This window comes from Gottfriedia acidiceleris (assembly GCF_002128425.1).
GTDB classification, from domain to species: Bacteria; Bacillota; Bacilli; order Bacillales; family Bacillaceae_G; genus Gottfriedia; species Gottfriedia acidiceleris.
Genome location: NZ_NESS01000007.1, coordinates 106,073 through 129,827 on the forward strand (window position 1 = coordinate 106,073; position 23,755 = coordinate 129,827).

At 31.6% G+C, this 23,755-nt stretch carries 26 protein-coding genes, 1 pseudogene and 3 other annotated features; of the genes and pseudogenes, 9 read left to right on the top strand and 18 right to left on the bottom strand.

Annotated elements, in window-relative coordinates; all coding sequences use genetic code 11:
• Window positions 1-110: 110 nt before the first annotated feature.
• The 4 genes from B6K90_RS14475 to B6K90_RS14490 form a co-directional block, all read right to left on the bottom strand.
• Window positions 111-644 (bottom strand): 2'-5' RNA ligase family protein, encoded by a 534-nt coding sequence (locus B6K90_RS14475; protein ID WP_167555375.1) that lies wholly within the window; start codon window positions 642-644, stop codon window positions 111-113.
• Window positions 645-740: 96 nt separating this feature from the next.
• Window positions 741-1,415, bottom strand: coding sequence for a GNAT family N-acetyltransferase (locus B6K90_RS14480; RefSeq protein ID WP_088013498.1), 675 nt, complete (start codon window positions 1,413-1,415; stop codon window positions 741-743).
• Window positions 1,416-1,478: 63 nt separating this feature from the next.
• Window positions 1,479-2,453 (bottom strand): HD domain-containing protein, encoded by a 975-nt coding sequence (locus B6K90_RS14485; protein ID WP_088013499.1) that lies wholly within the window; start codon window positions 2,451-2,453, stop codon window positions 1,479-1,481.
• Window positions 2,454-2,471: 18 nt separating this feature from the next.
• Window positions 2,472-3,362: a PhzF family phenazine biosynthesis protein gene (locus B6K90_RS14490; RefSeq protein WP_088013500.1), complete on the bottom strand. Its 891-nt coding sequence runs from the start codon at window positions 3,360-3,362 to the stop codon at window positions 2,472-2,474.
• A gap of 200 nt (window positions 3,363-3,562) precedes the next feature.
• Between B6K90_RS14490 and B6K90_RS14495 the strand changes: the two genes are divergently transcribed.
• Entirely contained in the window at window positions 3,563-4,036 is a 474-nt protein-coding gene (locus tag B6K90_RS14495) for a hypothetical protein (protein WP_088013501.1), read from the top strand.
• Window positions 4,037-4,114: 78 nt separating this feature from the next.
• Here the strand turns inward: B6K90_RS14495 and metG are convergent, their stop codons facing one another.
• A complete protein-coding gene (metG, locus tag B6K90_RS14500) occupies window positions 4,115-5,749 on the bottom strand; it encodes a methionine--tRNA ligase (protein ID WP_088013502.1) in 1,635 nt (544 codons plus the stop codon).
• Window positions 5,750-5,802: 53 nt separating this feature from the next.
• Window positions 5,803-6,074: a binding site (T-box leader), on the bottom strand.
• Window positions 6,075-6,283: 209 nt separating this feature from the next.
• Here metG and B6K90_RS14505 point away from each other — a divergent pair.
• A complete protein-coding gene (locus B6K90_RS14505) occupies window positions 6,284-6,757 on the top strand; it encodes a pentapeptide repeat-containing protein (RefSeq protein ID WP_088013503.1) in 474 nt (157 codons plus the stop codon).
• A gap of 163 nt (window positions 6,758-6,920) precedes the next feature.
• Here the strand turns inward: B6K90_RS14505 and B6K90_RS14510 are convergent, their stop codons facing one another.
• The 3 genes and pseudogenes from B6K90_RS14510 to B6K90_RS14520 form a co-directional block, all read right to left on the bottom strand.
• Window positions 6,921-7,739 (bottom strand): DUF2935 domain-containing protein, encoded by an 819-nt coding sequence (locus tag B6K90_RS14510; RefSeq protein ID WP_407920526.1) that lies wholly within the window; start codon window positions 7,737-7,739, stop codon window positions 6,921-6,923.
• A gap of 178 nt (window positions 7,740-7,917) precedes the next feature.
• Window positions 7,918-8,481: pseudogene (locus tag B6K90_RS14515) on the bottom strand (FAD-dependent oxidoreductase).
• 65 nt (window positions 8,482-8,546) lie between these two features.
• Complete coding sequence (locus B6K90_RS14520; protein WP_088013505.1) at window positions 8,547-8,921, bottom strand: DoxX family protein; 375 nt, start codon at window positions 8,919-8,921, stop codon at window positions 8,547-8,549.
• A gap of 272 nt (window positions 8,922-9,193) precedes the next feature.
• Here B6K90_RS14520 and B6K90_RS14525 point away from each other — a divergent pair, with 272 nt between their 5' ends.
• The 4 genes from B6K90_RS14525 (at window position 9,194) to B6K90_RS14540 (ending at window position 10,984) form a co-directional block, all read left to right on the top strand.
• Window positions 9,194-9,445: a hypothetical protein gene (locus tag B6K90_RS14525; protein WP_088013506.1), complete on the top strand. Its 252-nt coding sequence runs from the start codon at window positions 9,194-9,196 to the stop codon at window positions 9,443-9,445.
• 203 nt (window positions 9,446-9,648) lie between these two features.
• Entirely contained in the window at window positions 9,649-9,858 is a 210-nt protein-coding gene (locus B6K90_RS14530) for a hypothetical protein (RefSeq protein ID WP_088013626.1), read from the top strand.
• 193 nt (window positions 9,859-10,051) lie between these two features.
• Window positions 10,052-10,234: a hypothetical protein gene (locus B6K90_RS14535; RefSeq protein ID WP_088013507.1), complete on the top strand. Its 183-nt coding sequence runs from the start codon at window positions 10,052-10,054 to the stop codon at window positions 10,232-10,234.
• A gap of 216 nt (window positions 10,235-10,450) precedes the next feature.
• Window positions 10,451-10,984 (top strand): GNAT family N-acetyltransferase, encoded by a 534-nt coding sequence (locus tag B6K90_RS14540; RefSeq protein WP_407920527.1) that lies wholly within the window; start codon window positions 10,451-10,453, stop codon window positions 10,982-10,984.
• A 269-nt stretch (window positions 10,985-11,253) separates the two neighbouring features.
• Here B6K90_RS14540 and B6K90_RS14545 read toward each other — a convergent pair whose 3' ends face one another.
• The 6 genes from B6K90_RS14545 to B6K90_RS14575 all read right to left on the bottom strand — a co-directional run bounded on the left by B6K90_RS14545 (window position 11,254) and on the right by B6K90_RS14575 (window position 16,115).
• The gene (locus B6K90_RS14545; RefSeq protein WP_088013508.1) at window positions 11,254-11,691 is read right to left on the bottom strand and encodes an RrF2 family transcriptional regulator; all 438 of its coding nucleotides are present in this window, start codon (window positions 11,689-11,691) and stop codon (window positions 11,254-11,256) included.
• Window positions 11,692-11,864: 173 nt separating this feature from the next.
• The gene (locus B6K90_RS14550; protein WP_088013509.1) at window positions 11,865-12,641 is read right to left on the bottom strand and encodes an arylamine N-acetyltransferase family protein; all 777 of its coding nucleotides are present in this window, start codon (window positions 12,639-12,641) and stop codon (window positions 11,865-11,867) included.
• Window positions 12,642-12,756: 115 nt separating this feature from the next.
• Complete coding sequence (locus tag B6K90_RS14555) at window positions 12,757-13,173, bottom strand: GNAT family N-acetyltransferase (RefSeq protein WP_088013510.1); 417 nt, start codon at window positions 13,171-13,173, stop codon at window positions 12,757-12,759.
• 51 nt (window positions 13,174-13,224) lie between these two features.
• Entirely contained in the window at window positions 13,225-13,515 is a 291-nt protein-coding gene (locus B6K90_RS14560) for a hypothetical protein (protein WP_088013511.1), read from the bottom strand.
• A gap of 378 nt (window positions 13,516-13,893) precedes the next feature.
• Window positions 13,894-14,766: an AraC family transcriptional regulator gene (locus tag B6K90_RS14570; RefSeq protein WP_088013513.1), complete on the bottom strand. Its 873-nt coding sequence runs from the start codon at window positions 14,764-14,766 to the stop codon at window positions 13,894-13,896.
• A gap of 137 nt (window positions 14,767-14,903) precedes the next feature.
• Window positions 14,904-16,115: a multidrug efflux MFS transporter gene (locus B6K90_RS14575; protein ID WP_088013514.1), complete on the bottom strand. Its 1,212-nt coding sequence runs from the start codon at window positions 16,113-16,115 to the stop codon at window positions 14,904-14,906.
• A gap of 324 nt (window positions 16,116-16,439) precedes the next feature.
• Here B6K90_RS14575 and B6K90_RS14580 point away from each other — a divergent pair, with 324 nt between their 5' ends.
• Both B6K90_RS14580 and B6K90_RS14585 read left to right on the top strand, forming a co-directional pair.
• Entirely contained in the window at window positions 16,440-17,009 is a 570-nt protein-coding gene (locus B6K90_RS14580) for a TetR/AcrR family transcriptional regulator (protein ID WP_088013515.1), read from the top strand.
• 127 nt (window positions 17,010-17,136) lie between these two features.
• A complete protein-coding gene (locus B6K90_RS14585; RefSeq protein ID WP_088013516.1) occupies window positions 17,137-17,877 on the top strand; it encodes an MBL fold metallo-hydrolase in 741 nt (246 codons plus the stop codon).
• A 45-nt stretch (window positions 17,878-17,922) separates the two neighbouring features.
• Here the strand turns inward: B6K90_RS14585 and B6K90_RS14590 are convergent, their stop codons facing one another.
• A complete protein-coding gene (locus B6K90_RS14590) occupies window positions 17,923-19,251 on the bottom strand; it encodes an amino acid permease (protein ID WP_088013517.1) in 1,329 nt (442 codons plus the stop codon).
• Between the two features lie 58 nt (window positions 19,252-19,309).
• Window positions 19,310-19,536, bottom strand: a binding site (T-box leader).
• Between the two features lie 45 nt (window positions 19,537-19,581).
• Window positions 19,582-19,812, bottom strand: a binding site (T-box leader).
• A 188-nt stretch (window positions 19,813-20,000) separates the two neighbouring features.
• On the opposite strand from B6K90_RS14590, the gene B6K90_RS14595 reads away from it, so the two are divergent.
• On the top strand, window positions 20,001-20,486 hold the full coding sequence (locus B6K90_RS14595; RefSeq protein ID WP_088013518.1) for a GNAT family N-acetyltransferase: 486 nt from the start codon (window positions 20,001-20,003) through the stop codon (window positions 20,484-20,486).
• A gap of 110 nt (window positions 20,487-20,596) precedes the next feature.
• Here B6K90_RS14595 and B6K90_RS14600 read toward each other — a convergent pair whose 3' ends face one another.
• From B6K90_RS14600 to B6K90_RS14610, 3 genes are all read right to left on the bottom strand, one after another.
• Window positions 20,597-21,118, bottom strand: a complete 522-nt coding sequence (locus B6K90_RS14600) for a GNAT family N-acetyltransferase (RefSeq protein ID WP_088013519.1) — start codon at window positions 21,116-21,118, stop codon at window positions 20,597-20,599.
• Window positions 21,119-21,544: 426 nt separating this feature from the next.
• Entirely contained in the window at window positions 21,545-22,246 is a 702-nt protein-coding gene (locus B6K90_RS14605; RefSeq protein ID WP_088013520.1) for a hypothetical protein, read from the bottom strand.
• Between the two features lie 126 nt (window positions 22,247-22,372).
• Complete coding sequence (locus tag B6K90_RS14610; RefSeq protein WP_088013521.1) at window positions 22,373-23,650, bottom strand: MDR family MFS transporter; 1,278 nt, start codon at window positions 23,648-23,650, stop codon at window positions 22,373-22,375.
• Between the last annotated feature and the right edge of the window lie 105 nt (window positions 23,651-23,755).

The window sequence follows — 23,755 nt, forward strand, 5'->3', positions numbered from 1 at the left end:
TTTCAAGTAATAATACACTTATATTTCAATTAAAAAGCACTACTTCAGACTAAGAAGTAATGCTCTTGATTGTTCTTACTAGTTGATGGCCATTTCTTTGGTCATTTTAATTACATTTTCATTAATGGAATATCTATAAATTTTAAGTACCCTATTTCTGTCGATTTATAAACTCTAATGAATTCTACCTTAAATGTTGAAGCAGGAATTAATTCTTTTATAGCTTTTTTTGCCATATCATTTAACTCTAAATTTGTTAACCCAAAATGCGTTTGACCAAGGGTTAAATGTGGGAAATATTCATCAAGTTCAAAATAAGTTTTAATTAATTCCTTCGAAGGTGAAACCGATTCAACTAATCTTTCGTGCAGTTTAGTTAATTCATCAGAATCAACGGACAAAAACAAAATATCTTCTCCAAAAAATTTTGGATTACTTATAGTAACTTCAAAGGGCAGAAAGTTTTCGCATTCCGTTTTTACCCCTTCTAACCATTTCATATCAGGAGTAAGTCCTCCTTGAGCCTTTACAGTAATATGTGGTTCGACACCTTCAACTAGTCTATTATTTTCCCACTGCTGTTGAAAATTTACGATTTTTTTCTTTAAATCATCTGGTGGCACAATTCCAATATAGTATTGCATCTAAATCCTCCTCAAAGTATCTTTAAGAGAATTATTTTTGAAACAGTTCAATTTAGCTTAAATATTTTCAAAAAATTAATCTTTAATAAAATTCCTTTAACTAAAATGCAAATCCGTTCCATATTGAACTAATTGTAATTTTCGCGCTACAGCTTGAGATGCATAGTTATCCCATGAGGTGCTATACAAAGCAGTTCGTCCTTGGCTTTGAATGTCCGCAGCCCATGCATTTGATACGATTAAACCGTACTCTTTTCCCCGAAAATCCTCGTGAGTATATACGCTTGCTTCAGCAGCTTCGGCTGATTGTCTGGCACTACAGCAAACCGACACGGCTATGTCATTTTCAATAATTGCATAACATGGTTCTTTAAGTTCTAGTTCCTCATATGTATAAGGAAATTTTGGTAATAAATAGTGTTTATTTGATTGGGTAATTTTTATTGCTTTAGAAGATACCTTGCCAACTGTTTGAAATACATATGCCGGACCAATCCATAAATTGTCTATTTGATAAGTTTTACTTAAAATCTGCATGATATTTACTAAAGGAATACTAGAGTTTGCGTCTAAGTCTTTCTCTAATTCAATTTGTTCCTCTTTTTTAAGACAATCTAAAAATCTTTTCACATTTCCCATTTTTGTGCTTCCTATATAAAATCGTGGTGCTGTTGTATATGGTGGTTCATTTATTTGTGTTATTTTTCCAACTTCATTGTGTTTAAATAATACGTTAATATGCATTTCCATAAGTTCTAGCTCTGATTTCAAAAGGATTCCTCCTAGCATAACAACTAGTTAATTTACACACTTTAATTATCTTAATTTTTTACTTTATCTTTTAATTTTTACAAATGTTCCCTTTTCAGACTTTTCAATTGCAATCTTATTCATTTTAGCAATGTTGTCAGATAAAAAAGATGATTGTTGGACAGTTTTTCCATCTAATGATACAGACAAATCGATGATCCTTCTTTTAGCCTTTCTATGAATATGATAATCCTGATCATTCTCTTCAAGCTCAACTTTTACATATAAATTGCTTATTAATTCCAGAATTTCTTTATCATTGCTTTTTTGAATTAATTCCATAATCTGCAAATCGTCCAATAATAAATCATTTAACTTAATAATTTCTTTTTGTAATGCAAGTTTAATAATCTTTGCAAGGGAATCGTAAGAATAGATGCTAATTGGACCTAAAAAATAATCAATAGCAAGCTTATAATAAATCCCTGTAAACCACTCTGCCATTTCAATAGAGTTTACGCAGATTTCTCCATTTACAATGATTAATGAATTTAAGAATGCTTCTATTTCATTTTTTGGTGTTCCAAAATATGTATGCATATCTCTTAATGTATAATCTATTCGATCTGCACATAGCTTAGGAAGCTCTTTTTCAAGTATTTCCCATTTATCTATATCAAAAATTTCTTTAATATCAATATGATATTTTTCAAGTATTGAAGGAATCTCTGAATCTAAAATTACTTTTTCAAAGATTGTTTCATGATAATTTTCTTCACTTAAATCAAAAACAAAATCAATAACATGAGAAAATGCTGTATGAGAAACATCATGTAATAAACCGGCTATTTGTTCTTTAACAGAACCCCCTAACCTTTTTATTAACAACATAACGCCAATTGAATGTTCATATCGAGTACCATTAAAATGATGATCCACTAAAAAGGTAGCACCAGCTTGATGAACTTTTTTTAACCGTTGAATAGGTTTTGTATTTATTAAGTCAACAAGCACTTGATCAACATTGTATTGTCCATATAGTTTATCGATCAAAATCATACTGTACTCCTTTTCAAATTATATTTGAAATTCCATTTCTTTAACATAAACAGCATTTCCAGTAATTTCTATGTCATAAGTCGAATTTACTTTTTTTACATTTACTTTTACGCGTCCGTCTTTCTGAATTTCCGTTCCTTGTTCAATAACTAATTCAATTGCATCATTAACATCATTATTAATATATTTTGCAAAATAAGCTCCCATAACCCCTGAGGCAGTTCCTGTAACCGGATCTTCAATCGTTCCTGAGAATGCCGAAGAAAAATGGCGAGCATGAAAATCTGCATTTGAATCGTATGTTTCTAAACAAAACGGATGAACAGACGCTTTTGGAATTTCATTCAAAATACTAGGAAAAAGTTGATTATTAGGTTTCATCTTATCAAATGAAGCTAATTTTTTTATCGGTAAAAGTAAATTCCAGGCACCTGTACTCCCATATAGAGTTGGTAGACTTGTATCGATTTCTTCTACACTAAGGCCAATTGAAGACGCTATGTCATCAATCGATCCTTTAAACTCTACAAACTCCGGTGCTTTTTGTTTCATCGATATGTAAAACTCATTATTTGAATTGTGTATAGTGATCGGTAAAGTTCCAGCCTTTGTTTCAATTGTTAATTCATTTTTAAATTGAATTATTCCTCTAGTGACTAAAGCATATATTACTGCCATTGTCCCATGACCACATAAATCCATTTCATGACCTGGTGTAAAATAACGAATTTTAAAATCAGCAACATTCGATTTTAAAAGAAATGACGTTTCATTAAATCCCACTTGTTTTGCAATAGCCTGCATTTCATTTTCAGTCAAAGAATCGCCATCTAAAACAACTCCGGCTGGATTTCCTTTATTTGGCTCTTTACTAAAAGCATCGTAATGGTATACCATAATATTTTTCATTTTCCCACCTCATTTAGGTTTATGTAATTCTATTTTCTAAAATCAATTTAACTTTAAAACTATTTTTAAGAGATTGTTACATTCAATTATTTAAATAATATACATTATTAAACTAGTTAAATAAAACGATTACATTTTACCAATATTTTTTATTAGAAAGTTGATAAAATAATAATATCACTAAACTTTTGGAGGAAAATATGTCATTATTCATAACAGCTTTCGGTATAAAATTTTTAGTATGCTTAGTCTTTACCTTGCTCTGTTTCTTAATTGCATGGCCAGTCGGATTATATTTTCGATACAAAGATGCACAGAAAATGAAAGAGGTATTACGTGACCAACCAATTAATCGACGCAATTACTGGTTTAAACAATTCTTTAAATTAAGTATATCGATAGTAGTTTTATATTTTATATCTTTTTTAATTGCACTTTATTTTGAAATGCCATTTTCATCTACTGCACCGTTTGTCGGTCTATTTGCTCTATTAATCATGCTTTATATTAAATTTGCCCCACGTACAACCGGTGAAGCAACACCTGATATTGATGGATGGCATACAACATCTGTAATCATCGATCCTGATGAATATTTTACTTCAACAGGAGCAACTATTATTTTTGGATCTTTTATATTTACAGCCTTTGAATTTATCAGCGTTCTATATTAAAATCTTTAGCCATTATTTTATATTTTTCCAAAAGAAAGCATTAATGATCAAACTGATTATTAATGCTTTATTTAATTACTATTTCGATTGTTTTATTAAATATTCTAATTCTTCTTCTATTCTACTTACATCAATTCTTTCAAAAAGAGGCTTTACTTCGCTAATCTTTACTAAAACCGGAGATATTTCCTTCCATTCAAAGTTTGGTAAATTTAGCATTTCTTTTATTTCATTACTCGAAAAAGGTAGAATTGGATGTAAAATTTGCGCCAAATTGGCAATTGCATATATACAACTCGCCATCGTATTATGACACTCGCTCAAATTCTCCTTAACTTGTTTCCAAGGCGCTGCTTCATCAAAATATTTATTGGCAGATCGGATAAATTCAAATATTTCCTCCATGGCTTTTTTGAAATTAGTCGATTCAATATGTGAACCAACAGCCTCATAAAGCCTTTTAATTTCAAATCTAATTGATTGTTCAATTTTTCCTTCTGGAGCTACACCATTATAGTACTTTTCAACAAACTTTAATGTGCGGTTTACAAAATTCCCATATGCTCCTAATAGTTCACTATTATGACTATAAATAAACTCCCTCCAAGAAAAATCAGTGTCTCTATTTTCTGGTGCATTTATTGTTAAAAAATATCGTATTGAATCTGGATGATATTTTTCGATTAGGTATGGCACCCATACAGCCCAATTTTTACTAGTGGACAATTTTTTCTTCTCAAGCGTCAAATATTCGTTTGAAACGATGTGAGTTGGAAGTGCCTCTTTCTTTAAACCAATTAAAATAGATGGCCAAATAATTGAATGGAATGGAATATTGTCTTTCCCGTGAATATAATATGATTTTGTTTCTTTGTTCCAAAAGATAGAGTCATCAAGACTTGTTCTAAGTGCCCATTGTTTACTTGCCGAATAATAACCAGACACTGCTTCGATCCACACATAAATTTTCTTCTTTTCATACCCTTTTACTGGTACGCTTACTCCATTTGGCAAATCCCTTGATACTGCTCGGTCATGAAGCCCTTCACTTAAATATCGTTCTGTTAATTGGATAGCATTCGAACGCCAGCTTCCACTCAATTTAGCAAAATCAAGATATTCCTTCAGCTCATCTTGTAACTTGCTTAATGAAAAATAAAAGTGTTCTGTATTTTTTATGGATGGAGGATTTCCACATAGCTTACATGTTTTATTTAATAAATCGAAAGGATCTAAAATAGCAGAGCAATAATCACACTGGTCTCCACGCGCATGCTGACCACAATTTGGACAATTTCCTTCTACATAACGATCTGGTAGAAATTGTTCAAACTCTTCACAATAGCATTGTTCAATTTCTTTTTTATAAATTAAGCCATTTTGTAATAAAGTTAAGAAAATTTCTTGTACAGTTTTATGATGATGCTCTTCGTCTGTCCTAGTATAAAAATCATAGGTAAATCCTAATTTCTTAAAATTATCCTCGAATTCATGGTGGTAACGATCTGCGATTTCTTTATAAGTTACATTTTCTTGCTTTGCTTTAATAGCAATAGGTGTCCCATTACAGTCACTTCCTGAAACGTACAATACATTCGCTTTTTTTAAACGAAAATATCTAGCTAAAATATCACCCGGCAGTAAAGCTGCAATATGCCCCAAGTGTAATGAACCATTTGCATACGGCCATGCTCCTCCAATAAAAATATCCAATCTAATTCCTCCTTTTTTATTAAATGCAAAAAACCTCGCCCCTATCTATAAAAGATAAGGACGAGGTTTGAGACCACGTGGTACCACCTTAGTTCACAAAGTATTTACATACATTTGTCTTTGCAAGTACGAAAAGCATAAAATGCTTCTATACTGTGACTTTGATAACAAGTGCCAACTCTTGTCGTAGCCTACTAATATAAAATATACGTTCAGTACAAAGCTCCGAGGCCATTGTTCAAATGAGTATTCATGCTTCTTTTCAGCTACCGAAGCTCTCTGTAAAAAATAACATCATTCTACTTTTCCTCTTCATTGCCTTTATTCAAATGTTAAAAAGATTTTATACAAAAGTGAAAGAAAAGTCAAACTATTACAAAACAATATAGTTCTTTATTATATAGTATAAGTTGCAAAATGAAAGTTAATTTATTTTCAAAGCTTTTTTGTCGAAATAAAAAGGAATAAAAGTGAAGGGATTCTCTGGAATAAAGTTAAATATAATCAATTATCAAAGCTTTAGGAGGAGAAAAAATGTCAAATTGGAAGACTGCATTATTTGAGTTACAAAAAACAGATATGTCTTTTTCAACATTTAATGAAGTAAGAGCTGATAATTTAGACTTTAATAATGTAAGCTTGGCGAATTCGAAATTTACAAATGCAAACATGAGAAATCTCGAATTAAATGACGTGAATTTATTTGGAGCTCAAATTTCAGATGTTAATTTATCTAATACTAAAATAAAAAATGGTAATTTAAGAGATTTAGTAATTGATCATGTACATTTAGCTGGTACAAGCTTCCGTAATATTGTCATTCCGGATGACATAAATCTTGATGATAAATCTAATTCTATTAAATTTGAGAAGTGCAATTTAAAAAATAGTCAGTTCACGGACTGTGATTTAAGTAATATCGAAATTAATAATTGTAATTTATCAGGATTTAAAATTAATGGCATTTTAATTGAAGATTTGTTAAATAGTTATAGTCAAAGAAAGTAGTGAATTAAATTAGGAATATCTCTTTTTACTTACTCACGAACCTATTATGAATACGGATTTTTATATTTTTGCTTTTTCCAAATATGTTATATTTCAACGGCCATTAAAAAAAGAATCTTTAATTAGATTCTTTTTTCGTGTCTATTTTGGTAATTTATTGTTCTTAATGGTCGTCCAGTACAATATTTCTATTTCCATTCCCTGTTAACTGTGCTTCGAACGCGTCAATTATATGCAAAAATCGATCTGCTTCTCTAAATACATGGTCTGCTAGTAGTGGGTGAATGATACTTTTAATTCTGCATGCTTCTATTAGGTCACGAGCTGTTTTCTTAAAATCTCTAAGTGATTTTACCGATACACGATTTTCATCAAGGAATTGGTCAAGTATAGGAACAGTTTCCGATTGTGGTCTCATTGATTCTAAATCTACGGCTTGGTATAGAAGCTGATCAAAATCATGGCTAAATTCCCTCGCTTGATCTACTAATTTTCTTTCTGACGGATCTAGTAAATGTCCGATAAATTTTGCATGATCTGCCATAATTCTTAAAAAGAAAACATTTTCCTGGATAATTGCAGCAGGTAGCGGTTGAAGTTGACCATTATTTAATTCAGTCAAGCGATTTGCAAAATAAGCTGCTTCTCTACTTGTATGGTCAACTAATAAAGGAAAGTTATTTCCAGTTATTTTACAAGTTAGGAGTAGATTAAGAATTTTTCGCTTATACGCCCAAATCATTGAAGCTGCTTGATGAACCTCATTATTAAACTGTTTAATTTGCTGAGGATCCGTTTGAAGCGAAAAAGATTGGGCTTTATTTCCAATCCCTTCAAAGATTTGATAAAATTGGTCTGCTTCTTGAATTAACTCAGTATCATCACAATTAAAGCCTAATTTAAGAAATAGGGAATGCTCTTTCATTATCCTTGACCAAAACTGAATCTCATCTAAAGAACGTGCTATAAATGCATCCGACAATCGGACCCCTCCTAACATAATTCATTTCACTTTCTAATATATTGTTGAAAAAATGAATTATTACAGATACGTCTTTATTAAGGTAGAATAGCTATTAGACTTCTAAAATTTATATTAAGTTTATAAAAAAAGCATTACTTCAATAGAAGTAATGCTAAATTAGTTATATACTCATAGATTATGATTTCAAAATATCATGATCAACATATCGTTTACCATCTAATTGACTAATAACATTAATCGCAACTTTTGCTCAATCATCTGCTGTAATAATTGTATGAACACTTGTTCCTGCAATAGTTCCCGCTGCCTATACTCCTTCAATATTTGTTTTACCAGTCGAATCTACATCAAATACGGTCTTTATGCGAGGTTCTGTTCCAGCTTTTGTGTTTAGTCCCACATTTTCAGCTAATTCCACACTTAAGCCTGTAGCTACAATGACTTGATTAGCTTCATACGTTGCTGTTTCAGTTTCAATATTGAAGCCATTTTCTGTACTCACCATTGTTTTGACAGTATTTTGGATAATTTCAGCTCCAAATTTTCTAATTTGATTTTTTCCTGTTTCTATTAAACCTGGACCTGTAATTTCTGAAACCCCATAATGATTTTCAATCCATGCTTTTTTCGTAATACTCTTGTCGTTGTCTAGAACTAAAGTTTTTTTACCAGCTTTTGCAGCAAATAAAGCAGCACTTGCTCCCGCCGGTCCGGCGCCGATAATTACGATATCATACATTTTTAAAGTACTGTTATTTTTATTCTGTCGTCGCCTTATTAATCCCTGCATAAATTAATCGCAAATTACTTAAACCCCGGGAAATTCGAGAGATCAGAATAATTAATCCATAAAAGTACAAACGCAATAATACCTAATAATAATATAGTAAAAGTTTGTTTAAACGAATCCTTAACACGGATATGTGATATTATTCCACCGATTGCCACAACACCTAATAATAATCCACCCGCTGGAACCCAACTTTCTTCCCAAAATCCAATAATCAACGCAGCTGCTCCAACTAATTCTACTAATCCTGTAATTACTCTAAACCATTGTGCTAATTTCAAGTGATTAAAACTTTCAACACTCGTTTTTGAACCAAAAACTTTTCCTAACCCAGCAATTAAAAACATAAGAGCTAATAAAATTTGCAAGATAATTGATAAAATATCCATTTTTTTATCACCCCTTTATTTATATATATGCAATTGAAAAAAGCACATATTACTAAAAAAGTAACTATTCAATCTAAAATTTTGATTAGAATGTTTATTAAAATCAGAAATAATGAGTACCTTATTCTTCTTTTTTATAGGCTCTGTTAATGTAGATTATTTATTTTCTTATTGGACTAAATGGGCAGATTAGTTGAATTAGGAATGTGAATACTTTTTTCGAATTATGTATTAAAATATTTAATACAGAGTAGAAAAGAGGCTAGAATTTAATGAAAGAAACAATCACTAAGTCAAAAATAGTTTTAATACTGGCAATCTTGTCATTTTTTGTACCAACAAGAGGTATAGTATTCGCTTCAATTGGTGTAACAATTGCTAGTATTAGTTTTGTTTTATCAATAGAGAATAGAAGATTAAAGCAAGAAGGGAAATGGTTTGCTCGCTCAGCTATGATTTTTAGTATTGTATCCCTATTATTACACTCTCCTCACGCATGGAGTATTGACAAGATACTTCAGTAATATCTTCCTTTGATTTTCAAACAAATGTGTAATAAAGTATACAACTAGTCGCACACGCATGCGTTAGTTGAACAACAATGGAGCTGAATGATTGTAGTTATTATAAAAGTGGGGTATAAACCTAACACAAAGTGAGAAAACGAGAATAAAATGGGATTATGACATTTAACTATATTTTGAAGGGATGTAATGTTGTGTATCGTATGCCAAACAATCTCAAACAAGAAACTTTGTCTCAGGTTCAACCTTGGGTACAGTATGGCTTAAAAGAAGCCCAAAAAACATCTATTCCTCATGCGATGATGGAAATTGCAGCTATTTCCTATCTGATGGGTAAAGGATATGATCCTCGGACGGCACATCAAATAGTTGAATCATGGGAAGTTGGTGAAATGTTTCGTCTGAGATACTAAATCTCTTTACTAAGATCTTTGTTTTAACGAACGGTTCACCACTGTGAATGGAATATAATTCTTATTCTATAGTAGATATGAATGTATTTAGTAATTTTCAAGCTAGCATAATGGTAATATTAAATGGACCTGCTCAAGTTTCACTAAAAAACCATAAAGTATTATGATTTCGAATCTTTAGGTGGTGAATTTGATGAGTGTATTCGATAACTTTTATCGTTCTCCAGGTCCAAGCTGCGGATGTGGTGGGCAGAGCAGTGGATATGTTCAAGGATATCCAATTTATAGCCAAAGTGGTTATTTGCATGGAGGTTATTATAATCCCTATGGAAGAAGATGGCAATTTATTCCAGGGATAGGATGGGTTGTAATCTAACAAAAAATATAACTGATTTGGAGAGCTTATCTCCTAATCAGTTATATTTTTTGTTAGGCATTGAGAAAAGTGGGCAACAGTTCAAAATATTGTACGCAACATAAATTTGTATGCGAAATTAGTAGAAAGTATCGCACTTAACGGCAGGTTTGTAGAAGAAGGATATTCCATTACGGAATAGAATATAAATAAAATGTTTGATAAGGGGGGATATAGTTGTCAATTTTAAAAGGAATGGGAAATTACATTATTCGTACGGGAAAAATAGAAGATGCTGAAGTAATTTTAGACATACAAAAATCGGTAATTTGCGAAAGTGAATATCTTATTGCCTATCCAGAAGAGTTTACTAAAACGCCATCACAACAGAGAGAATGGATACAGAGCATATTAGAAAATGAAAACGAAACTATTATTGTTGCAGAAAAAGATGATGAAGTTATAGGGTGGATTGTATTTGAAAGTACCCAAAACAGGAAACGATTGTCACATACAGGTTCTTTTGGAATGTTAATCAGAAACAAATACAGGGGAATGGGAATTGGGAAAATGCTGCTCCAAATTTTATTAGAATGGGCAGAAAACAATCCTTTAATTGAAAAAGTAAGTTTAGGAGTCTTTTCAACTAATCATAGGGCAATTTCTTTGTATAAAAAAATGGGGTTCATTGAAGAAGGACGTAAAATTAACGAATTTAAATTTGATGAAAATAAATATGTGGATGATATTCTAATGTATAAATTGGTTTAGTCGTTTATGACACCGAAGAAAATAGGAAAAAATATAGTAATTGTTCTAAAAGTGCAAGATTGTGAGAAAATGTACTCAAACTAACGGGTACTTTAGAAGTATAATAGTTTCTAAAGGTTGTCTAATTAGACAACCTTATTTTAGTTCAAAAATCAATATTTAAACTTAAGTGAGCCTTTTTATAAAAAATTTGATCAAAATAAAAAAGCAGTGTTACCTGCTATTTAATTTAGTACTTATAATTTTTTATCTAATTATTAAATTACATTTTAATCCTTAAAAAAGTCAATTCGATTCATAACATCTTCAATTGTAAATCGCTTTAAATAATCTAAAGCCTTGCGTTCGGCTTCAAATAATATTCTTTCTATTTCTAAATCTAATTGTTCCCCAGCTTCACCACAGTCAACTGAAACTTCTTGTTCTATGGGACCATTATTAACAGCAGTATAGATTTCACCTAATGTAATTGAGTCAATCGCCTTTTTTAAAATATATCCGCCTTCACGACCACCTTTGGACTCCACAATACCTGCTGAGGATAAAGATTGCATTACTCTTCGCATGAATGTCGCATGGGAATCCACTTGCTCTGCGATCATTGCACTTGATAACATACCACCACTATTTGCCAACCAAACTATTGCATGAACTGCTATTTTAAAACGAGGTGGACCAATATTGACACCTCTGTTTGCACTACTCATTGCTTTCCACTCCTATATTTACTTGGTTGAATGCTTATTAAGCAAATGATAGAACATTAAATTTTCATAGGCAATAGTATGGTTAGAAGAAAGGTATTAGCAATTTTTACCATTAATTACTCAACAATTTGTTCAAAGAAGATATTTCCTAAAAAATCGTAAATCTTTTATTATTAAAGACCAAAATGTTGCTTTGCTAATTCCCTATATCTCATTTCATCAATACCCTCTTTCGTTACTACACCGTTAATCCATTGTGTGAAAGATGTATTCGTTAAAGTTTTATTCCCCTCATTTGTCAGTTGAGTAATTAAAGGATTTTTATTAAATGGAGATTCCTCGTGCTCAGCGATAATTGTCTGAATCTCATTAAATTCGGACACATCTGAAATTATGTCGCGTGAATCAAATGCATATCCAATTCTCCAATTAGGATCTTTATGTTTTAGTTTTAACAGCAATACATAATCCCCGTATTCTGTGTCCTCTTTTTTAATTCGAAACTCACCATTACTAGAAGTTATCTTCTCACCGGTAAAGGGAACTGCTTTTAAAGGAAGATTCGCTCCAAATCCCGTATCAATTAAGTATGTTTCTTTATTTTGTGTTAATAGGATTGTGACATGTGTTCTTCCAAAAGTAGGATATTTTTGAGCAACATTGTCATAAACAACCCCTCTTGCTAACCTCACGTTAAAACCATTTTCAAGAAGAAATAAATACAGTAATGAATTCAATTCATAACAGAGACCGCCTTCATTTTTTACTAATAGTTTACTAATTAAATTTTCTCGAGTGATCCCATTCGTTTTATTTTCTATAATACAAAGATTTTCAAAAGGTATATTTTTTGCTGTTTTTTCAAGAATGATATTTAAATTATCAAAATTTATCACTTCATCATCTCGTAAACCAATTCTTTTTCGAAACATTAAATTAAGCTCGCTCATTAATTATTCCTCCTGCCTCACCAAACTTTTAATCAATAATACCATTTAAGTTTATAAGCTTAAAAAAAATAAGCTGCAAAAGCAACTTCATGGTGTTGAAAATTTAGACTGTCTCTTATAATCTCTTTTCAAAATAATATTGATTATACCCTTTTGGATGATCCTCAATTTTTCCAAATACTTTAAAACCGTGTTTCTTATAAAATTTTGGAGCTTGAAAACTAAATGTATCTACTTTAATAAGGCGACATCCATTTTCAATTGCAAATTCTTCCATTTGATTGATTAATTGACTACCAAAACCTTCATGTCTATACTCCTCTGACACCCATAAGAAGTCTATAGATAAATGGTGCCAATACATCCTTCCCGTAATTCCACCTACTATTTCCTCTTGTTCATTTCTAACGACAAAGCTTATATTTTCAGACGGTGCTACCAACTCATTTGGAAGGTTTTTAGCATTAAATTCAATTACTTTTTTTCTAATAAAATCACTATCCTCTTGAATCCATTGTTGTACTATTTTCATAATAATTTTACTCCCGTTATAAATATTTGTATTTTAGATCTTTTTTATAAATTACTGATTTCGAACTGCATAACCAAGCCAGCCAATTAAAAAATAATTTGGTGAAATTAATAGTAGCAAATACCAAGTATTATATTTTTTTCGCATTAGAAATACAGCGAATAAATATAAACCTGGAAATATTAATCCCCAAATAAAAAATAATGGCGTTGCTGCTAAATATAGTGACATTGGTGTGAATAAAAAGGTTGAAATGATAAGTAAGTAAGGTTTCTTTAAAACTAAAGATAATAGTGATAAGAAAATAGAGAGAATCGTAAAAGGCCAAAATAATATCAGCATATTTTACCTCCATATGGTAGTACATTCTCTAAATATCTCTATATTCCTTTAGTAGTAAAACTATTCTTAATCTAGAACCTAGTGTTAAGTTATAAATAAAAAAACCTTCAAAAATAAGAAGGTTTTAATCTTTATCTTATGGTATAATCTTCCAAAAGGAGTGAAATTAATATGCATAATGTGTTTTTTCCTCTATTTTCAATCATACCGATTTTGTTTTACATAGCACCTTTTGTTTTTATGATTTGGTTTCTTTTAAAATTCCTAAAAATTCAACAAGAAAAAAATCAAATTCTTAAAAGCATTTCAGATAAACTCGATCACTCAAATAACAATAATTCAGAAACTTGAAAGAGCGTATGCTCTTTCTTTTTTAATTTATTTTTTAGAAACTGGTATCCATATTTCACTTTTAAAAGTTGGTGACGTGATGTTCTTTTGTTCATTCCATAAAATTTCAGGACCTTCTACTTGATTGTAATTTGAAGATGGAAACCATTCAGAATAAATTCGTCCCCAAACTTCTTGCAATGCATCTGGAAATTTTCCAATCGCTTCGAATACTGCCCATGTAGATGCGGGAACTTCAAGTTGAATCAACTCCTTTGGACAGTCATTTGTAGTGGCAACACCAATATAATGATCAAGCTCTCCTTTTTCTTCCATTCTTCCTTCAGAAAAATTTGTTGATGCACTTATTATGCCACTCGGTTCAATATTTGAGAGTTCTTTTAGTTTCGTTATTTTTTCCATCGTTAAAGTTTTCCACATGGATGCAATTTCCGGATTAACTCCATTAAAAATAATCGGAACCCTCTTTTTTATTCCTACGATTTTAAATGCCTCTTTTTCTTCAATACGATAGTTCATTTCATTTCCCCCTTTAATTGACAATTGGAAGGTCATTCGTGGAAATGCTTTAAGCGAATTGCCGTTATTTCTAGCTTCCGACGGTTTAATTCCATGTAAATTTTGAAAGGCTCTCGTAAAGGAATCCGGAGAATTGTATCCGTATTTTAAAGCAATATCAATTATTTTTTTGTTATGATCTTTAAGTTCAAACGCTGCAACTGTAAGACGGCGACGACGTATATACTCCGATAGAGAAATTCCAGCAAGAAACGAAAACATTCTTTTAAAATGATACTCAGAACAAATAGCCCGTCTAGAAAGCTCTTTATTGTCAATCTCACTTGTCAGATTTTCTTCAATATATACTAGAGCATCATTCATATTCTTTAACAAATCCATTTCATAACCTCCTTCATCAATAGAATAACAGGAATTAAATGAACCAATCCGACATTTCATGCAATGTTATGTAGGGTGTTCGAACTTGCTATTTTTAAAGGGAGCCACATTAAGTAGCTCCCTAAATTTATAACCTATTACATCGATAATTTAAAGTCTTCTTTTACATTCAACTTCTTGTTAACTTTAACATAAACCAAAATTGCATTAAGTAGCAATAATGTACTTGTAACAAAAAATACGTATTTCACACCTAAATATGCTCCAATTTGCCCACCTAAAATGGAACCAACAAAAACACCTAAATATCCAGCTGACATATTAAATCCAAATACTCGACCAGTAATGGCATCTGGTGTAATTCGTTTAACTAATGTATTAACTGAAGGAGTTAACCCTGCCGTTGCCAATCCTAAAATAAATCGCAGCCCCATTAATTCCCAAGCGTTTTTTACAAATGCTTGTGGAATAACCATCAGACCTGAAACGATCAGTGCAACGAATATAACTTTATGCGGACCAATTCGATCTGAAATCTTCCCTAATCTAGGAGCAGCAATAATACTTGCCAAACCTGATGCTGAAAATGCCATACCTGCTAACAATGCAACATGTGTAGAATGAGCAGATAGCTGAGATATATAGACTGTTATAACTGGTTCGATCGAATAAAGAGCTATTGTTAAAACGAAAAAAGTAATAAACATTGTGATCATTAAGCTTTTATCGGGAATAATACTCCATATTTCCTTAAATTTAAGTACTTTTTTATTTTGGCGAGTAAATGATTCTTTTACAAATAATGCTGTTGTAATAAACGCAACCATCATGAGTCCACCTGTTACAAAAAACACATTTTGTAAGCCAACGGTCTCTCCGATATAACCACCAATCATAGGACCAAGTAATGAACCACCTATACTTGCAGTTGAAAGTGTACCTAAAGCCGACCCCGCATGTTCTTTATCTGTTTGCGTAGCAATTAAAGTTGTGCAAGCTGTACCGTAACCGGTAATGACACCTTGTAGAAGTCTTAAACCAATTAATATATAGACATTATGTGCGAAACCCATACAAAAAATAATAATTGACATACCAAGACTTGCTCTCAAGAGCATTGGTTTACGACCAAATTTATCCGCTGCCAAACCCCAAATAGGAGAAAAAATTGCTGAAATAATAAAAGTTACTCCAAAAGCAATCCCTGAAAATTGACTAATTAATGCAGAATTATGAACACCAAGCTTATCAATATATAGGGGTAATACTGGACCAAGTTGGCTCATCCCAATACTCGTTACAAACATTCCAAACCAACAAACAATCAAATTTCTTTTCCACAATAACATCATATCCCCCCTCCCTTTTTGATAAAAAATAAAAACAATATTAAAAAGTCCCTAGAATGAGACAAATAAAAATAACAATGAGTTTTATATACACTTAACACTAAACTATATTTTATAGTTTGTAAATTATATTATATAGTTTACTAATTATCATCAAAAGTGTTAAACTATTTTCTGTAATATGGACTCTCTTTAAAAATACTTAGTATTTAGGTATTGTATCATTATGGACATAAGTTGATTAGCAGTGGAAATCAACCTAAATATTCTTAAAAAAATACAATTTATCGAAAAACAACCTAAACATGAGACGGGAGCAAAAAAATGGTTCAAAAAAGAAATTTAACAAAAGAAAAAATTATTGAAGTTGCTTTTTCATTGGCTAATGAAATCGGACTTAATCAAGTTACTTTTCCAAAAATCGCAGAGAAATTAGATATTAAATATCCATCTTTATATAATCATTTCGCGAATATGGACGATTTAAAATTAAAAATGACGATTTCTCTTTTAAATAAATTAAATTCGACTTTAATGCAAAGATTAGTTGGTAAAAGTGGTGAGCAAGCGATTCGAGAAATTGCTTATGTATATCGTGATTTTGCATTTGATAATAGAACTGGTTATGGACTTTTTATGAATATCCCTAGTACAGAAAACGATGATGTTAAACGCCTTGCTAAGGAAACAACTGGAATTATTCATCAAATACTAGAGTTTTATATTACGGACCCTACTTTATTAATTCATCAAGGACGAGCATTAAGAAGCATTTTACATGGATTTGTCTCTATGAATTTCCTTGGATATTTCCAACATCCAGTAAATGTAGATGATAGCTTTGATGTTATGATCGATGACTTTATTTCTTCTGTTTCAAAAACACAAAAATAGACTTAATAAGTCAAATATAAAAAATGTGAACACTAAGCTAGAAACCTTATTAAAGATTTCTAGTTTAGTGCTCACATAAAAACAAAGGGAGGTGTGGTAAAAGGCATTAAGTGCTTTTACCATTTAAATGAATATAGCTAAAGGTATTGAAACAATTGAATTAGTAATGAACTTTATGGGACAAGAAAGAATGATTCACCCTACAGTACTATGGGATGATACGGAAGTCATTTTAGTAGATACAGGAATGCCAAAACAGATTGAGGAAATTCGTGAAGCGATTAAGAAAGCCGGCTTAGAATTTAATAAACTATCTAAAATAATCCTTACACATCAAGATATAGATCATATCGGGAGTCTAACCGAACTCCTAAAATCTTCGGATCAAAAAATTGAAGTGTTAGCACATAGTGAAGACAAACCTTATATTGAAGGCGATAAAACTTTTATTAAAATGAATCCTAAACGTATTGCAAAAATGATTGAGTCTCTTCCTGAAGAACAAGGTCAAAAAATTAAAGAGATTTTCAGTACACCACTTAATGCTAAGGTCGATACTACAGTATCTGATGAAGAAGTTTTACCATATGCTGGTGGAATTACTGTCATCTTTACGCCAGGACATACGCCTGGTCACATTAGTTTATATCATCATCAAAGTAAGACACTAATAGCTGGCGATGCGCTAACTTCAGAAAATGGTATAATCATGGGTCCAAATCCAAGTAATACACCTGATATGGAAACAGCTCTTTTGTCTATTAAAAAATTCACAAATTATGATATCGAAACTGTCATTTGTTACCATGGCGGAGTAGTAAATGAAAATGTAAATGAACAGCTTTTAGCATTAGCTAATTCTAACTAAAGTTTTAAATTGGGGCACCAATAAAGGTGCCCTTTTATTATTTGTTTAATGGATTTGTTTTTTACCATTAAATAAAGAACATATAATTAATACAATTAACATCCCTAAACAAACAAAAATACTTAATCTATTCTCTTCACTAAAAGCAAATGCTATACAACTTACACCTAATGCAATCGCCGTAAATGAAGTTATATATGGAAATCCCCAAACTTTGTAATGTGGTAGCTGAGTGTAAGTTTTACGTAGCTTTAATTGTGCTAAACAAATGCTAATCCATACTAATGATACTGTAAACCCAGGAATCGCCATTAAATATCCAAATACTCGATCAGGAGAAAAGTATGCAACAAATGTACCCGCAATTAAAATAATTGCACTAACAATAACTGTGTAAATCGGTACCCCATTTTTAGAAATTTTTGCAAAAACCTTTGGAGCCTCTCCTTCAGTAGCTAATGAATACATCATACGCGTACAGCCGTAAATTCCTGAATTTGCAGCAGATAATACTGCAGTGATTAAAACAAAGTTCATAATATGAGCTGAACCTTGAAAACCTACTGTTGATAAAACTTGAACAAATGGACTTTCTTGATTACCAATTTCATTCCAAGGAATTAATCCGCAAATAATCAAAATCGGAAGTGTGTAGAATAAAACGATTCTCCAAATAACACCTTTTATAACTTTTGGTATTACTTTTTCTGCATCTTTTGTTTCTGTTAATGTTAATCCAATTAGTTCTGAACCACCGTAAGAAAAAATGACAATTAATAAAGCAGAAAATACTCCTGACCAACCATGTGGGAAAAATCCCTTGTGCTGAACATAATTTTGTACATAACCACTATGATCACTTGGAATAATTCCAAATAAAATTCCAGCACCTAATGCAATAAATAAAACAATCATTGTAATTTTAATTCCAGCAAACCAGAATTCTATTTCGCCATATCGTTTCACATTCATAAAATTAACAATCACAATAAAAATTGCACTAATAAAACTTAAAGACCATAAAGACATTGAAGGAAACCAATATTGTAGAAAACTACCTGCTGCAATCACCTCAATAACACAAACAACTAACCACATAAAACAGTACAACCAACCAATTACAAAAGAAACTCTTGTACCAAACGCTTTACGAATAAATCCTTTCATATTCAAACCTGGGAACGCAATTGCCATTTCCGCGATCGCACTCATTACAACAAGAAGTAATAATCCTGCAAACAAATAAGAAAAAATAACTGCTGGCCCTGCAATTGATACAGTTTCTGAAGTCCCTTTAAATATTCCAGTGCCAATTGCTCCACCGAGTGCCATGAAACGGATATGTCTTGGCAATAAATTTTTTTGTAATTCCATATTCTATCTCCTCTTTCCTACTTGTTTATTTATAAAAAAAATCGCCCCTGCCACTAACGACAGGGACGATTTTCACCGTGGTACCACCCTAATTGCAGAATATAAATCTGCCACTTGTTTTATTTAACGATCTATGACCGTCTTTTTCTAATAAATGTCGACCTTTATTTCGAAAAAGAAGCTCCAGGATTGTAATTCATGCTTGTTTTTGTACTGATTCGCACCTTCCATCAGCTCTCTTAAACAGTGAAACAAACATTACTGTATTCCCTTCATTGCATTTTCTATATTAAGTTTTAATATAATAAAAAAGTCCCTACTGATAATATCAGTAGGGACGAATTATTCGCGGTACCACCCTAGTTGCAGAACTATTCTGCCTCTTAAAATTTGATAACGATCAAACTTGACCGTTTTTCCCTCAGTAAGAATTAAACTTTACTTCGAAAAAAATAGCTCCAGGACCGAAATTCATCCTTATCTTTGTACTGATTTCCACCAACCATCAGCTCTCTATTACATTGAGATAAGTACTACTTAAATTCCCTTCATTGCTTAAAACGATATTAAACTAACTTTAGTAACTTGTTTCTTTTTTTAATATGTTTTGTATTATAGGGCTTTTTTAATAATTCTGTCAACATTTTTTTATCAATTAATTCTACTACTCTATAAAAAAACTGGCTTAAATAGTTTGTTACCTAATAATTTAATATAATATAATTAAGAAAAATGGAGGGAATAAAATCATGCTAAACATAAGAAATGTAAGGTTGGAAGATTTAACCGAACTTGTAGAAATTGAACATCTTTGCTTTTCAGAAGAAGAGGCAGCAACAAAACAAGCATTCGAAAAACGCATTAAATTAATTCCAGATAGTTTTTTTGTAGCAGAAGAGAATGGTAAATTAGTTGGTTTAGTAAATGGCCCTGTAATCAATCAAGCCTTTATTACTGATGACTTGTTTAGCGAGATTAAAAAAAATCCATCAACTGGTGGTCACCAAAGCATTTTAGGCCTAGCAGTTACTCCGCAAAACCAAAATAAAGGGATCGCATCAAAATTACTTTCTCATATCGAAAAAATTTCAAAAGAAAGTAAACGTGATTCAATTACACTTACATGTAAAGAAAACTTAATTCAATATTACGAAAACCATGGTTTCATCAATAACGGTATTTCAAGCTCAACACATGGTGGAGTAAAATGGTATAACATGATTAAAAAACTGTAATGATTTTTTATGACAGACAATTAAAGGCTAAATAATATTAAGCTACCAACATTTCTTGTTTGAATGATCGGTAGCCTTTTTTGTTATGTCCAATATTAAACTAGATCCAATTAAAATTTAGTTAATACCTCATTTACATCTGTCCACTCATAAATTAGTAGATTCAATTCTTCTCCTGAAAATGTGATCTTATCTGATTTCTTTAACTCAGCACCATAATATTCATAGAAAAAGCGCGTTTTATTGTCTTCTAATACCTCGACGAATACCCGATTATACCCCCATTTTTGAAACTGAAGGAATAGTTGTTTCAATAATTGCTTACCGACTCCTTTACCTTGATATTCCTCAAGAAGATAAATAGATGTTAAATCACCAGAGTGATCGACTTGATTTCTCTCTCTTTTTCCACAATCTGCAAACCCTATAATTTCCCCATCATCATTTTCAGCAACAACCACATAATCCCCCTCTTTTGAAAGATTATGATTCCACAAATTTTCTCTTTGTTCATAAGATAACTTCTCTAAAAACTCGTTAGGAATTATATTTCGATAAGTAGTTTTCCAACTATCAACATGAACTTTTGCGATGCCTTTTGCATCTGACGCTGTAGCTTTCCTTATAATCAATTTTTCCACCTCGCACCCTGTTTTAAAAAATATATACCTTCTAAGTGGGGAAAAGTCCTTTATTTTATTCTAAAATTACTCCGTAGTAGCTTAAAAAGTAGGCAATTTCTTTGTTTAATTAATTAAAGTGGCAGTAATTTAGACAGTTTCTAAGCTTTAATTGCGATTTAGCCAATTTTAATTGTGATTCACTGTTTTTAATTGTGATTCTCTATTTTTATTTGCGATTACCAGTTTTTAATTGCGATTCTCTATTTTTATTTGCGATTACCAGTTTTTAATTGCGATTCTCTATTTTTATTTGCGATTACCCTTTTTTAATTGCGCTCACCAGTTTTTAATTGCAATTACCCTCTTTTATTTGGGATTCTCTATTTTTATTTGCCATTTACAAAACAAAAAAAGCACCACGACATAGGTGCTCTCTTACCTTTTCCGATTATACTTCTCAAAAGAAATTGACTGAACCTCATATTTCTTTCCATTCCAATCATATAAAAGCTTCAAATTTCCAATCGCTCCTCCGCCATCGGTTGAGATCATTACGACAGCATCGGCAACTAGTTTTTTCTTATCTACAATGTAATCAACCGGCACGTGAGTATATACACTATCGTCAGAAGACGTATCTTTAAACCCTAACGATTTCAAATTAACTTTATAAGTTTTTTGTTTAGTAATTATCGTTACTAAATCCCCTTTTTTCTCCATTTCCACAAGACGTTTAACTGCTTCAGGAACCGATTCAATTGGAACTTCCTTATATTCTTCGCTTTGATCATCGTTTTTACTAATTTGCAATAAATGAATTGGATCATTGAAATTATCCAATACGATAATGACTTCATTTTGTTTATCTTTATTTAAATCCTCACTAAACATTTTAGTACCATACTTCCCACTTTTCCACGTTGGGAAGTGATATAAATATCCTTCATTACCAATTTGAACGTCAAAATTTCGGTATTCTTTCCAATCTATTCGATCAGCAATTAGATAGATATTTTCTTGCCACACATCACTTGGGATCCCATTCATAACCACTCGTTCCGCTTGTCGTGCACTTACGGATGAACAAGTGAAAAATGTAAAAGTACTGATTAAAACAACGATTAAACATCTGTTCATCAAAACACCACCTTTACTTTTAAGGTGTCCTAATATGGAAAATATAACCTCAGGCTTAACTTGAATGATATATCCATATATCTGCTTCTCTACAAAAAAAGAGCCGCAAAAAGCAACTCTTGTAAATTAAGAATTTATTCCGGCTGTCTGTCCCTGCTCCTGCAATATTTCACCCTTAATTCTTCTTTCCAAAGCAGGAGTAATTCGTACAAATATAAGAATTCCGATTACACCTAAACTCGTTAAAAAGAAAGATGTCGCGAAATTCGATAAGTATGCACTTAGTGAAACAGTTATTGAGCAGATAAACATCGCTAAATTAAATGTTAAACCTGCAACCGCCATATATGAACTTCTTGTTTCTTCTGCTGGTAAGTTAGCCATATAGTTTTGCTGTACTGGTACTCTTAATACTTCTGCAACAGTTGCTATAAACATCGCGATAAATAAAAGCCAAATAGAGTTACTATATGAAATTACTGCATATCCACCAACAAATGCAATACAGCTCCAAATTAACGTTTTTCGATCATCCAATTTTCCTACTATTTTAGAAGCAAAAAGTGCCATTACGACTACCAATATCGTATTTTCTGTTCGTAGGAAACCATTCATCTCGATCCCACCAAACGTCCAGTCAAAAAAATGTTGTGTGTGGAAATCATTCGCTAATCGAATACTTATATAATTTGTTAATTGAAATTCCATTGAAAGCACTAGCAAACCTGCCAATACATAAAGAATAAAGAGCTTATCTTTAAAAACGTCACGATAATTTGAAATCATTTTTTGAGCGTGATGACCTATCGTTTTCGTTTCTGTCTTTTCAGTAACTAAGCTTTCTTCAACAAAGAACGTAATTAAGACCCATGTAACAAGTGAAGCAACTGATAGTGCTAATAATAATTCAAATAAATATGATTTAAATAAAAATCCTCCAAGCATACCACCAATCGCAATTGATAAATTGTTCGACCAGTACATGATTGAGTACATAAGCTTTCGTTCCTCTGGCTTACTCACATCTATTAACATTGCCTGATTAGCTGGCCCTGCTAGACCCCAACAAATGCTATTTAAAGTCATCATAAAGAATGTAATAAGAGGTGATGAAAACCAAGGTGAATTACAAAGCATCATCGTAATAAACGCGAGTAACCGAATTGTTTCGGCAAACACCATCGTCTTTTTTCGGCCAAACTGATCCGAAAAATATCCACCAAAAAAATTCATAATGATTCCTATAAATACATTTACAAGCAAAAGTAATCCTGCTTGTTTTACGCCAAAATGTTTTGATAAGTAAATCGCCATAAATGGAAAAACCATACTTCCAATTGACGAACTTAAGAATGATTCGAGTAAACGAATCTTTATATTTTTGTGAAACTTAAGTATCCCCATGCTTGTTTCAACCTCTCTTTAACTATTGAATCCCCTTCGTTTTAAACTAGTGCCGGATAAACCAATTATTTGCATGAAAATTCCCCCTTTTTCAATTTTTCACTT

Excerpts from the sequence above, each read along its gene's own strand:
- B6K90_RS14560 (WP_088013511.1), bottom strand. The coding sequence starts at position 13,515 with ATGCTGATATTATTTTGGCCTTTTACGATTCTCTCTATTTTCTTATCA.
- B6K90_RS14495 (WP_088013501.1), top strand. The coding sequence starts at position 3,563 with ATGTCATTATTCATAACAGCTTTCGGTATAAAATTTTTAGTATGCTTA.
- B6K90_RS14580 (WP_088013515.1), top strand. The coding sequence starts at position 16,440 with ATGGTTCAAAAAAGAAATTTAACAAAAGAAAAAATTATTGAAGTTGCT.
- B6K90_RS14490 (WP_088013500.1), bottom strand. The coding sequence starts at position 3,362 with ATGAAAAATATTATGGTATACCATTACGATGCTTTTAGTAAAGAGCCA.
- B6K90_RS14530 (WP_088013626.1), top strand. The coding sequence starts at position 9,649 with ATGCCAAACAATCTCAAACAAGAAACTTTGTCTCAGGTTCAACCTTGG.
- B6K90_RS14610 (WP_088013521.1), bottom strand. The coding sequence starts at position 23,650 with ATGGGGATACTTAAGTTTCACAAAAATATAAAGATTCGTTTACTCGAA.
- B6K90_RS14555 (WP_088013510.1), bottom strand. The coding sequence starts at position 13,173 with ATGAAAATAGTACAACAATGGATTCAAGAGGATAGTGATTTTATTAGA.
- B6K90_RS14505 (WP_088013503.1), top strand. The coding sequence starts at position 6,284 with ATGTCAAATTGGAAGACTGCATTATTTGAGTTACAAAAAACAGATATG.
- B6K90_RS14535 (WP_088013507.1), top strand. The coding sequence starts at position 10,052 with ATGAGTGTATTCGATAACTTTTATCGTTCTCCAGGTCCAAGCTGCGGA.
- B6K90_RS14485 (WP_088013499.1), bottom strand. The coding sequence starts at position 2,453 with ATGATTTTGATCGATAAACTATATGGACAATACAATGTTGATCAAGTG.
- B6K90_RS14585 (WP_088013516.1), top strand. The coding sequence starts at position 17,137 with ATGAATATAGCTAAAGGTATTGAAACAATTGAATTAGTAATGAACTTT.
- B6K90_RS14545 (WP_088013508.1), bottom strand. The coding sequence starts at position 11,691 with ATGAGTAGTGCAAACAGAGGTGTCAATATTGGTCCACCTCGTTTTAAA.
- B6K90_RS14575 (WP_088013514.1), bottom strand. The coding sequence starts at position 16,115 with ATGTTATTGTGGAAAAGAAATTTGATTGTTTGTTGGTTTGGAATGTTT.
- B6K90_RS14475 (WP_167555375.1), bottom strand. The coding sequence starts at position 644 with ATGCAATACTATATTGGAATTGTGCCACCAGATGATTTAAAGAAAAAA.
- B6K90_RS14525 (WP_088013506.1), top strand. The coding sequence starts at position 9,194 with ATGAAAGAAACAATCACTAAGTCAAAAATAGTTTTAATACTGGCAATC.
- B6K90_RS14550 (WP_088013509.1), bottom strand. The coding sequence starts at position 12,641 with ATGAGCGAGCTTAATTTAATGTTTCGAAAAAGAATTGGTTTACGAGAT.
- B6K90_RS14590 (WP_088013517.1), bottom strand. The coding sequence starts at position 19,251 with ATGGAATTACAAAAAAATTTATTGCCAAGACATATCCGTTTCATGGCA.
- B6K90_RS14605 (WP_088013520.1), bottom strand. The coding sequence starts at position 22,246 with ATGAACAGATGTTTAATCGTTGTTTTAATCAGTACTTTTACATTTTTC.
- B6K90_RS14570 (WP_088013513.1), bottom strand. The coding sequence starts at position 14,766 with ATGGATTTGTTAAAGAATATGAATGATGCTCTAGTATATATTGAAGAA.
- B6K90_RS14520 (WP_088013505.1), bottom strand. The coding sequence starts at position 8,921 with ATGGATATTTTATCAATTATCTTGCAAATTTTATTAGCTCTTATGTTT.
- B6K90_RS14595 (WP_088013518.1), top strand. The coding sequence starts at position 20,001 with ATGCTAAACATAAGAAATGTAAGGTTGGAAGATTTAACCGAACTTGTA.